The organism is Streptomyces iconiensis, assembly GCF_028657195.3.
Lineage (GTDB): Bacteria > Actinomycetota > Actinomycetes > Streptomycetales > Streptomycetaceae > Streptomyces > Streptomyces iconiensis.
Window position 1 is genome coordinate 14,392 of the sequence record NZ_JANCPR020000040.1, and the last position, 13,845, is coordinate 28,236.

General features: G+C 71.5%; 8 protein-coding genes and 1 pseudogene. 3 read left to right on the top strand and 6 right to left on the bottom strand.

Annotation, left to right across the window (positions count from 1 at the left end):
- Positions 1 to 4 precede the first annotated feature (4 nt).
- The 4 genes and pseudogenes from NMN56_RS31545 to NMN56_RS31560 all read right to left on the bottom strand — a co-directional run.
- Positions 5 to 1,135 carry a serine hydrolase domain-containing protein gene (locus NMN56_RS31545; protein WP_430542760.1) on the bottom strand — a complete coding sequence of 377 codons (1,131 nt, stop codon included), beginning with the start codon at positions 1,133 to 1,135 and terminating at the stop codon, positions 5 to 7.
- Between the two features lie 139 nt (positions 1,136 to 1,274).
- Positions 1,275 to 2,069, bottom strand: a complete 795-nt coding sequence (locus NMN56_RS31550; RefSeq protein ID WP_274046916.1) for an energy-coupling factor ABC transporter ATP-binding protein — start codon at positions 2,067 to 2,069, stop codon at positions 1,275 to 1,277.
- 49 nt (positions 2,070 to 2,118) lie between these two features.
- Positions 2,119 to 2,883 carry a cobalt ECF transporter T component CbiQ gene (gene cbiQ, locus NMN56_RS31555; RefSeq protein WP_274046915.1) on the bottom strand — a complete coding sequence of 255 codons (765 nt, stop codon included), beginning with the start codon at positions 2,881 to 2,883 and terminating at the stop codon, positions 2,119 to 2,121.
- 431 nt (positions 2,884 to 3,314) lie between these two features.
- Positions 3,315 to 4,502 (bottom strand): annotated as a pseudogene (locus NMN56_RS31560) (energy-coupling factor ABC transporter permease); the annotation flags it as partial.
- A gap of 649 nt (positions 4,503 to 5,151) precedes the next feature.
- Between NMN56_RS31560 and NMN56_RS31565 the strand changes: the two are divergent.
- The gene (locus NMN56_RS31565) at positions 5,152 to 5,565 is read left to right on the top strand and encodes an SsgA family sporulation/cell division regulator (protein ID WP_274046914.1); all 414 of its coding nucleotides are present in this window, start codon (positions 5,152 to 5,154) and stop codon (positions 5,563 to 5,565) included.
- 86 nt (positions 5,566 to 5,651) lie between these two features.
- Here the strand turns inward: NMN56_RS31565 and NMN56_RS31570 are convergent, their stop codons facing one another.
- Complete coding sequence (locus NMN56_RS31570) at positions 5,652 to 6,845, bottom strand: isopenicillin N synthase family dioxygenase (protein WP_274046913.1); 1,194 nt, start codon at positions 6,843 to 6,845, stop codon at positions 5,652 to 5,654.
- Between the two features lie 254 nt (positions 6,846 to 7,099).
- On the bottom strand, positions 7,100 to 9,385 hold the full coding sequence (locus NMN56_RS31575; RefSeq protein WP_274046912.1) for an MMPL family transporter: 2,286 nt from the start codon (positions 9,383 to 9,385) through the stop codon (positions 7,100 to 7,102).
- A 181-nt stretch (positions 9,386 to 9,566) separates the two neighbouring features.
- Here NMN56_RS31575 and NMN56_RS31580 point away from each other — a divergent pair, with 181 nt between their 5' ends.
- Both NMN56_RS31580 and NMN56_RS31585 read left to right on the top strand, forming a co-directional pair.
- Complete coding sequence (locus NMN56_RS31580; protein ID WP_274046911.1) at positions 9,567 to 12,938, top strand: S41 family peptidase; 3,372 nt, start codon at positions 9,567 to 9,569, stop codon at positions 12,936 to 12,938.
- A 91-nt stretch (positions 12,939 to 13,029) separates the two neighbouring features.
- Positions 13,030 to 13,242, top strand: a complete 213-nt coding sequence (locus NMN56_RS31585; protein ID WP_274046910.1) for a hypothetical protein — start codon at positions 13,030 to 13,032, stop codon at positions 13,240 to 13,242.
- Positions 13,243 to 13,845: the final 603 nt, after the last annotated feature.

Consider the following 13,845-nt stretch of genomic DNA (forward strand, 5'->3'; position numbering starts at 1 on the left):
TCCCTCAGCCGGCGACGACCGTACGCAGCGCGCGCACCAGGGCCTGGGGGCGCGGGTCGCTGGTGACCGACCTGTGGAGGGTGTTGGTGACATAGGCGAACGCCGTCCCCGACTCCGGGTCGGCGAACGCGAGGGAGCCTCCCTTGCCCGGGTGCCCGAAAGAACCGGGCGCGAGCAGCGGGCACGCGGGACCGTGCAGCATGTAGCCGAGCCCGAAACGGGTGGAGACGACCAGGACCCGGTCGGGGCCGCTGGACTCCTCGGAGCGTGCCTGGGTGAGCGTCGCGGGCGTGAACAGCCGCCTGGCGCCCGGCAGGGGGCCGATCAGGGCGGCGTAGAAGCGGGCGAGGGAACGTGCCGTGCCGATGCCGCCCGAGGCGGGCAGTTCGGCCGCGCGGTGCGCGGGGTCGTTCTCGTCGGGGGGCGGCGTGATGGCCGCGAAGGCGCGGCGCGTGGGCGACTCCGGGTCGGCGTAGGCGTCCGTCACGGTGCGCTTGGGCCGCAGCCGCAGCACGCCCTGCTCCAGCGGCGCGGGGGCCTCCGCCTCGGCGACGCGGGCCACGCGCCCGGAAGCGGCGATCTCCTGGGGGAGCCCGATCCACAGGTCGAGGCCCAGCGGCCTGGCTATCTCCTCGGCGAACAGGCGCCCGACCGTACGGCCGCCGCTGGCCCGCGCGACCAGTTCGGACACCAGCCAGCCATAGGTGTGCGCGTGGTACCCGTGGTCCGTTCCCGGCTGCCACACGGGCGCCTGCCCCGCGAGCGCACGCGGGCCGCTCACGCCGTCGAGCGCCTGCTCGGGCGTCAGCGGCACATCGAGCGCCGGCAGCCCGGCGCGGTGCGAGAGGAGATGGCGTACGAGCACGCGCTCCTTGCCGTTCGCCTTGAACTGCGGCCAGTAGGTGCCCACAGGCGCGTCCAGGTCGAGCTGGCCGCGCTGGTGCAGCAGATGGAGCACGGCGGCTGCGAGCCCTTTGGTCACCGAGCGCACCATGACGGCCGTGTCCTCGGACCACGGTTCTCCGCAGTGTTCCCCGGGGTCCAGCGCACCGCCCCACAGGTCGACGACCTTGTGTCCGTCCCTGTAGACCGCCAGCGCGGCGCCGCCCTCGCCCCTTTCGCCGAAGTTCCGCATGAAGGCGTCACGGACGGGTTCGAAACCGTCCACCACCGTGCCTTGAACGACCTCTGCCACGCTTCCTTCGCTCCTGTCGCCTTCATGCCGCTTTTATGGCTCTTTCCCGGCCTTCCCCCGAGCCGCGTGTTCCATGGTGCTACGTGGTGGGGGTGATCACGGACCGGGGGTCGAAGCCGTACGGGAGTTCCAGGCGGTGGGCCCTCAGCAGAGACGTGTCGGAGAGGAGGTCCCGGGTGGGAGCGTCAGCCGCGATGACGCCCTCGCCGAGTACCACGGAGCGGGGGCACAGTTCGAGCGCGTAGGGCAGGTCGTGGGTGACCATGAGGACGGTGAGGTCCAGGGAGAGGATCAGATCGGCCAGTTCGCGGCGGGCCGCCGGGTCGAGGTTGGAGGAAGGCTCGTCCAGGACCAGGATCTCCGGGTGCCCCGCCAGGACGGTCGCCACGGCGACGCGACGGCGCTGCCCGAAGGACAGATGGTGCGGGGCACGCGCGGCGTGCTGCGCCATGCCGACCCGTTCCAGCGCCTCCTGGACGCGCGCCTCCAGCGCGGCACCGCGCAGCCCGTAGGCGGCTGGCCCGAAGGCCACGTCCTCCCGCACGGTGGGCATGAACAACTGGTCGTCGGGGTCCTGGAAGACGATGCCCACACGCCGCCGGATCTCCGCGAGATGCTCGCGCGCGACGGGAAGCCCGGCAACGGTGACCGAGCCGGCGCCCGGCACGAGGATCCCGTTCAGATGGAGGACGAGCGTGGTCTTGCCGGCGCCGTTGGCTCCCAGTAGCGCGACGCGTTCGCCCCGCTCCACCGTGAGGTCGACGCCGAAGAGGGCCTGGTGCCCGTCCGGGTAGGCGTGGGCGAGGCCCCGCACCTGGAGCGAGGGCGCTTCGCGGACCTCGCCTGAACCCTTGTGCGTCACGGGGTCCGTCACCTGCGCCTCCCGGTAGTGCGTGTCACAAGGAGCGTTCCGTGGGCGCGGGTCACAGGGTCCACCCCAGCAGACAGATGGCGAGCGCGGCGAGCGGGAGTGCGGCGGTGCGGGCCCAGTCGGCGCGGGCGGCGGGCCCGTCGCCCGGCGCGGGCGGCATCGTGCCGGTGTAGCCCCGGCTGAGCATCGCGAGGTGGACCCGTTCCCCGCGCTCGTACGTGCGGATGAACAGCGCGCCCGCCGACTTGGCCAGCACGCCCCACTGCCGGGGCCCCCGTGCCTCGAACCCGCGGGAGAGGCGGGCGACGCGCATCCGGCGCAGCTCGTCCGTGACGACGTCCCCGTAGCGGACCATGAACGACGCGATCTGGCACAGCAGCGGCGGCAGCCGCAACCTGCCCAGCCCGAGCAGGAGTTCGTTCAGTCCGGTCGTGGAGGCCAGGAGCACGGAGGCGGCAACCCCGAGCGTGCCCTTGGCCAACACGTTCCACGCGCCCCACAGCCCCGCCTCCGACAGCGAGAGCCCGAGCACCTCGACCCGGGCTCCCTCCGCGACGAACGGCAACAGCACCGCGAACGCCACGAACGGCACCTCGATCAGCATCCGCCGCAGCAGATGCCCCGCCCGTACGCGTGCGACGGCCGCGACCGAGGCGAGGAGCAGCGCGTAGGCCCCGAACGCCCACACCGCCTCGCGGGGTGTGGAGACCACGACCAGAACGAAGCAGAAGACGGCGGCGAGCTTGCAGTGCGCCGGCAGCGCGTGCACGGCCGAACTCCCGTGCACATAGAGCCTGTGCGCATGCCCCGCGCCCATCGGCCCGCCCCCGCCTACTGCCCGGCACCGGAGGGGGAGGGCGGCGCCGGGTCCTGGGCTGCGGTGCTGCCGCCCGCACCACCGCTTTCCGCTGCGCCGGCGCCTGCCCCTGCGCCGGCACCGGGGCTTGTGCGTGCGCTTGTGCCCGCACCGGCGCCGGCAGTGGTGCCGCTGCTGGTGCCCGCGCCGGCACCAGTGGCCGCGTCCGGGCCCGTGCCGGGGTCTGTGCCCGCCTGGGAGCCGCCGCTCGCGCCGTGGCCGGTGCCGGGCTCCGTTCCGGCGCTACGGGACGCCTGCGCGGTGCCCGACTCGCCCTCCGCCGGGAAGGCGTGCCCCGCGCGGGACACCCCTTCCGCGCGGGACACACTCTCGGCACGGGGCGCACCCTCCGCCCGGGCCCCGCTCTCCGCGCGGGAGAGGTCTTCGGCGCGGGCGCGTCGGCGGCGAAGGACCACGAAGACACCGGAACCGACGGCGAGTGTCGCGCAAGCGCCGATGACCCCGGCGAGCCCACCGGAGAGGCGCGCGTCGGTGATGTCCTTGATCCCGTAGTCGGCGAGCGGTGAGTCCTTGGCCGAGTGCTCCTTCTCCCCCTCGTCGATGCCGTGGTCGGCGGCGACCTTCTCCAGCCCGTCCGGACTGGCGGAGGCGTAGAAGCTGAGGCCGCCCGCGCACAGGAGGGTCACCAGAACCCCGGCGATCCACAGGGGCCGTGCGGAACGGCGAGGCGCGGGCACGCCTTCGGACGCCGAACCCGGAGGCGGCGCAGGCGCGGGCGCGGCAGTGGGCGCGGGCGCGGCGGCAGGCGTCTCGTGGCCGCCCTCCCTCAGCGGCGGGGTCCGCAGTTCCAGGCGTACGGCGAGCCGGGCACGTGCCGCGTACACGAGGTCGGGCCGTACGGCGACGACGGCGCCCACCGTCACCGCCGTGATGACGGCCTCACCGATCCCGATGAGTACGTGCACGCCGACCATCGCCGCGAACACCTTGCCGAGCGCGACATCCGTCGTGCCACCCAGCGCGTAGAGCCCGGTGAACGCGGTGGCCGCTGCGGGCACCGAGACCAGCGCGGCGACGAAGGCGGCGCAGGTCACGGCGCTACGCCGACGCGGGAGGAGGCCAAGTAGCGCGCGGAAGACGCCATAGGCGACAAGGACGGTGACCACGCCCATGACCGTGATGTTGACCCCGAGCGCGGTCAGCCCGCCGTCGGCGAACAGCACGCCCTGGAGGAGCAGGACGACCGAGACGCAGAGAACGGCGGTGTACGGGCCGACGAGTACGGCCGCGAGCGCGCCGCCCAGTAGGTGCCCGCTTGTTCCGGCCGCCACCGGGAAGTTGAGCATCTGGACGGCGAAGATGAACGCGGCGACAAGCCCGGCGAGCGGCGCGGCGCGCTCACCTTGAGCACCTGGGGCGCCCTGAACACCGGTGGTGCCCCGAACTTCTTGAACGCCAGTGGCGCCCCGAATGCCGGGGCTCCTTCGGCCGCCGGAGTTGCCGGGCACGCCCGCGAGTTCGCGGCGGGCACCGCGCAGCGAGACGGCGACCGCTGCGGCGGCCACCGCTCCCGCGGCGACAGAGACGGGGGCGTCGATGAATCCGTCGGGCACATGCATGACGGCGCTCCGCTTCTCGCGGCCGGCCCGTCTGAGGGAGAGGCCGGGTCTACTTGAGAATATTGGCCAACTGCAAGGAAGTTGCAAGAGCGCGTCACGCTCCGTAGCACCCCATGGGGCCCGCCCCGCGTACGCCGGGTCCACGCAGCCCCTCACGGGCGACGCGTGACGGACCTCTTGGTGCGTGACGGACCTCTTGATGCGTGATGGTCCTTGGTGAGCCGGCCTCACGGAGCACCATTGAGCGCGAGTTCCACGGCGGCGCACCACAGGCACCGCGGTGCCCCGTGGGATGAAGTGGGCCTCAGCGGCGAGCTACTCGGCGAGCACCGGAACGCCGGTGACCGTACGCGCGGAGGCGAGGAGGGAGGGGTGACGCTTGGCGTAGATACGGGCGTATCCGGTAGGGAACTTGCCCTTGTGTTCCCCACTCACCGTTGTGACACCAGGAGAGCAATGGGGCGCCGGAAGGAGGGACTTATGGCTGGAATGCCTGCTATGTAAGTGGCGTGGATCATAGTTTTCCTGCCTGTGGTACAGCTCACCCGCCCCTCGGGTGACTGACCCGGTGCGCTACGCGTCTGACAGGGCGAAGGGGCAACCCGGCACCGAGGGGCCAGGCGTTCGCCCCCGACCCAGAGGAGCTGATGTGTACAAGGTCATCGACCACACCGTGCAGGCCCAACTCATCACGAGGCCGCCAGCCACCCGGCCCCTCTCCCCATCCCTCCGTTATGACGGCGACGACCCGCTGGCAGTACGCATCGTCTTCCCCTCCGACATCTCCCTGGACGGCGAAGAGGTCATCTGGGCCTTCTCGCGTGACCTCCTGGACGCGGGCCTCAGGGGCCCGGCGGGCGAGGGCGACGTACACGTATGGCCCTGCGGGCTGGAGCGGACCGTGGTCGAACTGCACGCGGGCGAAGGCGTCGCCGTCCTGGAGTTCCGCAGCGCGGACCTGTGGGGTTTCCTGCGCTGTACGTACGACGTGGTGAGTGCGGGCACCGAGACCGCGCACCTGGATCTGGACGAGGGCATCGCCGCGCTGCTGCGCGGCGTGTGAGGACGTCTCCGCACACGGAAGGGCGCCCGGGGACACATGAGGGCGCCCGCGTGCGGAGACGGCCCCGTGAGGGGTCTTCCCGGGGGTCAGGAGAAGGTGGCCGCCATCTTGTCGCGGTACCACTGCCCCGGCGTCGTCGCGGGGACCGCCCCGGCGTTTGAGCCGGGCGCTTCAACGGGGCCGGCGTCGGCACCGGGACTGCCCAGCTGCGCGAGCGGCTCGACCACGGCGTCGTGGTTGGGCATGTGGAAGAACGGCAGGGACAGCCGCGAGCGGTCATGCCCCCGCTCCGGGTTCAGCACGCGATGCAGGGTCGAGACCCACCGTCCACCCGTCCAGAACGCCATCATGTCCCCGATATTGATGACGAATCCGCCGGGTACGAACGGAACATCACGCCAGCCGCTCTCCCCGTACCGCACTTGAAGACCACCTATGTCGTCCTGGTGGAGAATCGTGAGATTGCCCCAGTCGGTGTGCGGACCCTTCCGCAACTGGCCGGGCAGCGGGGGCCTGTTCTGCGGATAGTAGAAATTGGCGACGACGGTCGAGACATGGCGGTCGACCTTGTCCTCGAAGAATTCCTCGTCCAGACCGAGTGCGAGCGCGAAGAGCCGCATCAGTTCCCTGCCCAGGCGCTCCATCTCACGCATGTAGGCATGCCAGGTGTCCCGGAATCCGGCGGGTTGTGACGGCCAGACGTTGGCTCTCGTCCAGGGCGCGGACTCGTCGCCGTAACGCGCCCGGACATCGGCGCCGTGGTCGCCCAGTACGTTGGCGGTGAAGATCTCGCACAGATCGGCCGGCGCTTCCACGCCCATGCTTTTCGCCGCGCTGCCGGCCGAGCTGCGGAATCCACACGTTCCCGGCCCGCCTGCCGCCCTTTCCTTCTCCTTCCGGGGAGCGGTGAAGAATTCCTCCGTCTTCCCGTACATGTCGTCGACGAGTTCCTGGGGAACTCCGTGTCCGACAACGGTGAAGAAACCTGAGTTCTCGCATGCGTTCCCGATGGCACGCGCGACAGCGAGGCGGCCGGCTCCGCAATCTGAGCCGGTATCGGTTCCCGCAACCGCCGTTCGGGCCGTCGCGGTTCGGGCATTCGGCGTTCCCGCAATCGCCGTTCCCGCTGCCGACAGGTCGATGACGGGAACGTATCCGTCGAGGACGGTGACGGGTCCCCCGGGCCCGGAATTCTTCGAACTCCCCGGACCCCGGGGGCTCCTGGGTCCACCGCCCCCTGCCCCGGAACCGCTTCCCCCGTACTCGGAATGGCCACTCATCGTGAAGCCTCCTCCGGCACGTTCTCCGGCCGACGGCCCGTGCCGCCGGCACCCGCTTCGCGTGCCTGACTTCAAGTGTTTCGTTGAAGTGACTCCGGAGACTTTTCGGGACGCCTCCCCGCCGGGGGCGGCGGGGCCGGGGGCCCGGCGCTGTGCGACCTTCAAGCGGCCGGTTCAACCCCCGGCGCCGGGCGGACGGTGTCGCGGCCCGCCCGGCGCGGGGGCAGCGCGTGCGCCGCGCCTCCGTCAGCCCGTCATCGCACCCCTGACGTCTCCGGTTCCTGTTCCGCCGCGCGGGGTGCCGGGACCGGGGCCGCGGGCGTCTTCTCCAGGTGGCCGCGCAGGCGTTCGCCCTCGACGTCGACGTTGGGCAGTACCCGGTCCAGCCAGCGGGGCAGCCACCACGCCTTGTGCCCGAGCAGGGCGAGTACCGCGGGCACGATCGCCATGCGGACCAGGAACGCGTCGAAGAGGATCGCGATGGCCAGTCCGAAGCCCATCATCTTGATCATGGATTCGGAGGAGCCGATGAACCCCGCGAAGACGCTGATCATGATGACGGCAGCCGCCGTCACCACGCGGGCACCGAGGCGGAAGCCCGACATGATGGCCTCGCCCGGACTCTCCCCGTGGACGTACGCCTCGCGCATCCGTGTCACGAGGAAGACCTCGTAGTCCATCGCGAGCCCGAAGATCACCCCGATCATGAAGATCGGCATCATGCTCATGATCGGCCCGGTCTGTTCGACGCCGATGAGGGACGCCAGCCAGCCCCACTGGAAGACGGCGACCACGGCGCCGAGCGCCGCGAGCACCGACAACAGGAAGCCCAGCGCGGCCTTCAGCGGCACCAGTACGGAGCGGAAGACGAGCATCAGCAGCACAAAGGCGAGCCCGACGACGAGCGCCAGGTACGGCAGCAGCGCGTCGTTCATCACTTGCGAGAAGTCGATGGCCACGGCGGTCGCGCCGGACACCAGGAGCTTGGCGCCGGTCTTGTCCTCCACAGGGCCCGCCTGTTCGCGGATGTCCTGTACGACGGATTCCGTACGCGAGTCGCTGGGCCCGTACTTGGGCATGGCCGTCAGGGTCGCGGTGTCGCCGCCCTTGTTGAAGACCGGTGGCGCGACGGCGACCACACCGTCGACGTCCTTGACGCGCTTCTGGATCTCGGCGACGGCCTCCTTGGGACTCTCGGCGCCGCGCGTGTCGGCGACGAGCATCAGAGGGCCGTTGAATCCGGGGCCGAACCCTCCCCCAGAGCCTTCGGCACCGGGGCCACCCCCAGCGAGCAGGTCGTACGCCTTGCGCTGCGTGGTGTCGGCCGGCTGGTTGCCCTCGTCGGGCAGGCCCAGCTTCATCGCGCTTACGGGCAGCGCCAGAGCGCCGAGCGCGAGGACGGCGGTGACCAGCACCAGCACGGGTCGCCGCAGCACGAAGGCGGCCCAGCGGGCGCCCGCCTTCGGACGCTGCCCCGCCGCACCGGCCGCGGCCGGAACGCCGGTCTCCGGGTTGGCCTTGCGCACCCTGCGGCCGAAGATCCGCTTGCCGGCCATACCGAGCGCGGCCGGTACGAGCGTGAGGGCGACCAGTACGGCGATGACGACGGTGCCGGCCGCCGCCATGCCCATCTTGGTGAGCACCGGGATGTTGACCACGGAGAGCCCGACGAGCGCGATCACGACCGTCAGACCCGCGAAGACCACGGCGGAACCGGCGGTTCCGACGGCGCGGCCCGCCGCCTCCTCGCGGTCTCTGCCCTCGGTGAGTTCGGCTCGGTAACGGGAGGCGATGAACAGCGCGTAGTCGATTCCGACCGCGAGCCCGATCATCATCGCCAGCGTCGTGGTGTTGGCCGACAGGCCGAGCGTCGCACCGAGTGCGGCGATCCCGGAGATACCGATCATCACGCCTATCAGCGCGGTGATCAGCGGCAGCCCAGCGGCGATCAGCGAGCCGAAGGTGAGGATCAGGACGATCGCGGCGATCGCGATGCCGAAGATCTCCGCGTTGCCCATCTCGGGCTCGACGAGCAGCGCGTCGCCGCCCGTCTCCACGGTCAGGCCCGCGTCGCGGCCCGCCTTCGCCGCGTCCTCGATGCCCTCGCGGGTCTTCTCGGTGATGTCCTGGGCCGGAACCTTGTAGGTCGCGGACGAGTAGGCGATGCTGCCGTCCGCACTGATGGCACCGCTGCCCTTGGCGAACGGGTCGGAGACGGCGGCTGCCTGGCCGCCGCTCAGCTCCTCGATGGTCTTCTCCACGGCGGCCCTGTTGTCGGTCGCCGTGATCTTCTCGCCTGTGGGTGCGCGGAAGACCATCCGCGCGGTGGCGCCCTCGGCATTGGCGTCGGGAAAACGCTCTTCCATTACGTCGAAGGCTTTCTGGGCCTCCGTGCCGGGCAGCGCGAAGTCGTCGTCGGGAGGTGAGGATGCGGTGGAGGCGCCGACTCCGGCCGCGACCAGCAGCGCGACCCACATGAGGGCGACGATGCGGCGGCGCCGGAAGGCGAGCCTGCCGAGCTTGTACAGGAAGGTGGCCACGAGAGTGGTTCTCCGGTCTCGGGGTCGGACAAGGACACGCACGCGGCACGAGACGCGGGCGGGATAAATGACAGCTCATGTCAATCGACGCTTCCTCGCACCCAGAGGGTGACTCCTTGGGTGGGAATGAGGGACACGTCACAACTTGCCTGGCCTCAATTCGCCCCGAACCATGGGATAGGTGACTGAAGACGGCGCGTATCTCCGCTACCCCCACCTCCACGGGGGCCACATCTGCTTCGTCGCCGAGGACGACCTGTGGATCGCCCCGCTCCCCGCCGACCAGGAACGGCCGGGCCGCGCCTGGCGGCTGACCGTCGACAGGACCCGTATCGGCCATCCCCGCTTCTCACCCGACGGCGAGCGCATCGCCTTCACCAACTGGCGCAGCCTGGACCCCGAGATCTACCTCGTCCCCGCGGAGGGCGGCACCGCGCGGCGGCTCACCTACTGGGGCGCCAACGACACGCGTGTGTGCGGCTGGACGCCGGAGGGCGACGTACTCGCCGTGGCCTCGCACGGGCAGCCGTTCGCGCACTACGCGTGGTCCTACCGCGTACCACCGGACGAGGGCCCCGGCAGCAGGCTCCCATGGGGCCCCGTCTCCGACATCGCCGTCGCCGAACAGGACGGCGAGCGCCGCACCCTGCTGCTGAGCGGTACGCCCCCGCACGAGCCGGCGAGCTGGAAGCGCTACAGGGGCGGCGCAACGGGGCGCCTGTGGCTGCACGGGGAGCGCCTGCTGCCGGACCTGGAAGGGCACCTGGACTCCGTGATGTTCGTGGGCGACCGGGTGGCCTTCCTCTCGGACCACGAGGGCATCGCGAACCTGTACTCGTGCCTGCCCGACGGTTCCGACCTGCGGCGGCACACCGACCACGACGCCTTCTACGCCCGGCACGCCGCCACCGACGGACGCCGCGTGATCTACCAGTGCGCCGGCGACCTGTGGCTGGTCGACGACTTCGCGCACACCGCACGCCCGCGCCGCCTCGACGTGCGGCTCGGCGGTCCGAGGACCGGCAGGCGCCGGTACCAGGTTCCGGCCGCCGCGCACCTGGACGGGCTCGCCGTCGACCCGACGGGGCGCGCGAGCGCGGTAGGCGTACGCGGGAGCCTGTACTGGCTCACGCACCGCGACGGGCCCGCGCGTGCCCTCGCCGACGAGGACGGCGTACGGGTGCGGCTGCCGGAGATGCTCGGCGACACGGGACGCATCGCGTACCTCACCGACGCGGACGGCGAGGACGCCATCGAGATCGCCGACCTGCCCCGCGCGAGCCGCCCCCGGCCGCCGCGCAGGCTCGCCGCCGGACGCCTCGGACGCGCGCTGGAACTCGTGTCCTCACCCGACGGCCAGACGGTCGCCGTCGCGTCGCACGACGGCCGTCTGCTGCTCGTTCCCGTACCCGACACCCCGGTGGACGCCGCTCCCGGCACCTCCGACGCCCCTGCCGACACCGCAACGGCGGAGCCGGGTCCCACAGGCCCCGCTGCGCCCGTCCAGGAGCCGGACGCGGAGGTCACCGAGCTGATCTGCTCCGTCAACGGTCCCGTGCACGACCTCGCCTGGGCGCCTGACTCGCGGTGGCTGGCATGGGCGCACCCCGGTATCGGCCGCTCGCTCTCCCAGATCAAGATCGCGAAGCTCGGCAGGAACACGGCGGGTACGGCGCACGCGGTCCTCGATGTGACGGACGGCAGGTTCGAGGACGAGCAGCCCGTGTTCACGCGCGACGGCCGCTACCTCGCATTCCTGTCCTGGCGCGGCTTCGACCCGGTGTACGACGTCCACACGGGCGACCTCTCCTTCCCGCTGGGCTGCCGCCCGTACCTGGTGCCGCTCTCCTCCGCGACCCTCTCGCCGTTCGCGCTGACACCGGAGGGGAGGCCGGCGGCGGGCGGCATGGACCCGCAGGACCGTGCGGACGAGACCGAAGGGCCCGAGGGCCCCGAGGTCACCGTGCTGGTGGAGGCGGAGGGCCTGGCGAACCGTGTGACGCCGTTCCCCGTCACCGCGTCCAAGTACAGCGCGCTGCACCCCGTCGCGGGCGGGGGCCTCATCTGGCTGCGCTACCCGATCTCCGGCGCGCTCGGCGAGACGTTCGTCAACCCGGCCGACACCTCGGGGCGTCCCACGCTCGAACACTTCGATCTCGTCAAGGCCAAGCGCACCGAACTCACCAGCGAGGTCGACTGGTTCGCGCCGAGCGGCGACGGCTCGCGGCTCGTCGTCAACGACGAGGGCGAACTGCGTGTGATCCCCGCCGACCAGTCCCCGGACACCGACACCACGACCTACATCGACCTGCGCCGCATCCTGCACGACGTGGACCCGGGCGCCGAGTGGCGGCAGGCGTACGAGGAGGCCGGGCGGCTGATCCGCGCCTACTTCTGGGACCCCGGAATGAGCGGGATCGACTGGGACGCCGTACTGGGCCAGTACCGGCCGCTGGCCCAACGCGTCGCCTCGCCCGACGAGTTCGCCGACCTGCTGCGCGAGGTACTCGGCGAACTGGGCACCTCGCACGCCTATGTGAGCCCGGCCAGGCGCGACGAGGGCCCGCCCCACTACCAGCGCCCCATCGGCTTCCTCGGCGCCGATCTGATCCGCACCTCCGACGGCGCCTGGACCCTCGCCCGCATTCTGCCCGGCAACTCCTCCGACTCCAGGGCGCGTTCGCCTCTCGCGGGCGCCCCCGTACGAGAGGGCGCGCTGCTCACGCACGTCGACGCGCGGCCGGTCGACCCCGTGTGCGGTCCGGGACCACTGCTGGCCGCGGCGGGCGGCACCACCGTGGAACTCACCCTCCAGCAGGCGGGCCCGCCCCGCGTCGCCGCCGTACCACTGATCGACGAACGCCCGCTGCGCTACCAGGACTGGGTGGCCCGGCGCCGCGAGGTCGTACGGGACCTCAGCGGCGGCCGGTGCGGCTACCTCCACATCCCCGACATGGGCGGCTCCGGCTGGGCCCAGTTCAACCGCGACCTGCGCATGGAGGTCTCGCGCCCCGCGCTCATCGTCGACGTACGCGGCAACGCGGGCGGGCACATCAGCGAACTCGTCCTGGAGAAGCTCAGCCGCACGATCCTCGGCTGGGACCTCACACGGAACGCACAGCCCGTCTCGTACACGAGCAACGCACCGCGCGGTCCCGTCGTCGCCGTCGCCGACGAAGCGACGTCCTCCGACGGCGACATGATCATCGCCGCGTTCCGCCTGCTGGGCCTGGGTCCGGTCGTGGGCGCGCGCACCTGGGGCGGCGTCGTCGGCATGACGGGCCGGCACCGGCTCGCCGACGGCACGGTGATCACCGTGCCCATGAACGCGGCGTGGTTCGACGACTACGGGTGGTCCGTCGAGAACCACGGCGTCGCCCCCGACATCGAAGCCCTCCGCACCCCCCTCGACTGGGCCGAGGGCCGGCATTCCGTACTGGAGACCGCCGTACGGACCGCGCTCGACCTCCTCGAACGCCACCCCGCACGCGTCCCACCCGACTACAGCGACGCCCCGGACCGCTCCCGCCCCCCGCTCCCTCCACGCCCCTGACAGGCACCCCGTTTGCCCGAAAATGCGAGCACTGCAACGCCGTGCCACGCTGGAATCAACCCACGAAAACGCACACCCCCGAGGAGTGACGATGGGCCTGTCAGACCAGTTCAAGGAGAAGGCCGACCAGCTCAAGGAAAAGATGGGCGAGACCAAAGAGAAGTCCGGAGAGGGCGGCCAGCGCCAAGGCTCCCAGAACAAGGGCCAGGACATGAAGGAAAAGGGCCAGGAAAAGGGCCAGGAGATGAAGGACAAGGCCAAGGAGCGGACCGACAAGGACACAAACCGCGGCCAAGGCCACTGACCCACCCCAGTCGCGGCGGTCCCCCCGCCGCGACCCCCGTCCGCCCGACGACGAGCAGCCGGCCCTCCCCCGCCGCAACGGCGAGCCTTCCCCCGTAGCGACGGCGAGAACACCCGCTCCTTTCCCGCCGCGAGGCGAGAACTCGCCTCTTTCCCACCGCGGAGGCGAGAACCCAACCTCTCGCCCGACACGATGGCGAGAACCCCAGCCCTTCCCCGCCACGACGGCGATTCTCTTGCCCGCCGCGACGGCGAGAACCCCACGACCGCAGCCCGGCGGTGCCAACACCAGCGCTACCGGCAACGACCGCACCGGCCACGGTCTGCAGGCCACCACGCAGCGGAGGCACACGCAACAGGCGCCACCGCCCACACCGGCGGCGGACGCAACGGCGGCGGGAGGCAACGGCGGCGGGAGGCAACGGCGACGGGAGGCAACGGCGACGGACGCAACGACGTTGGTACGCAACGGCCGCAGCGCACAGCAGCGGCAGGACGCAGCAGCGGCGGAGCAGCAGCAAGCAGGAACGCGGCAGCGCCGAGGCACACGAAGTGGAGCAAGTGGCAACGGCGGAGGCACACGAAGGTGGGGCACGCACCGACC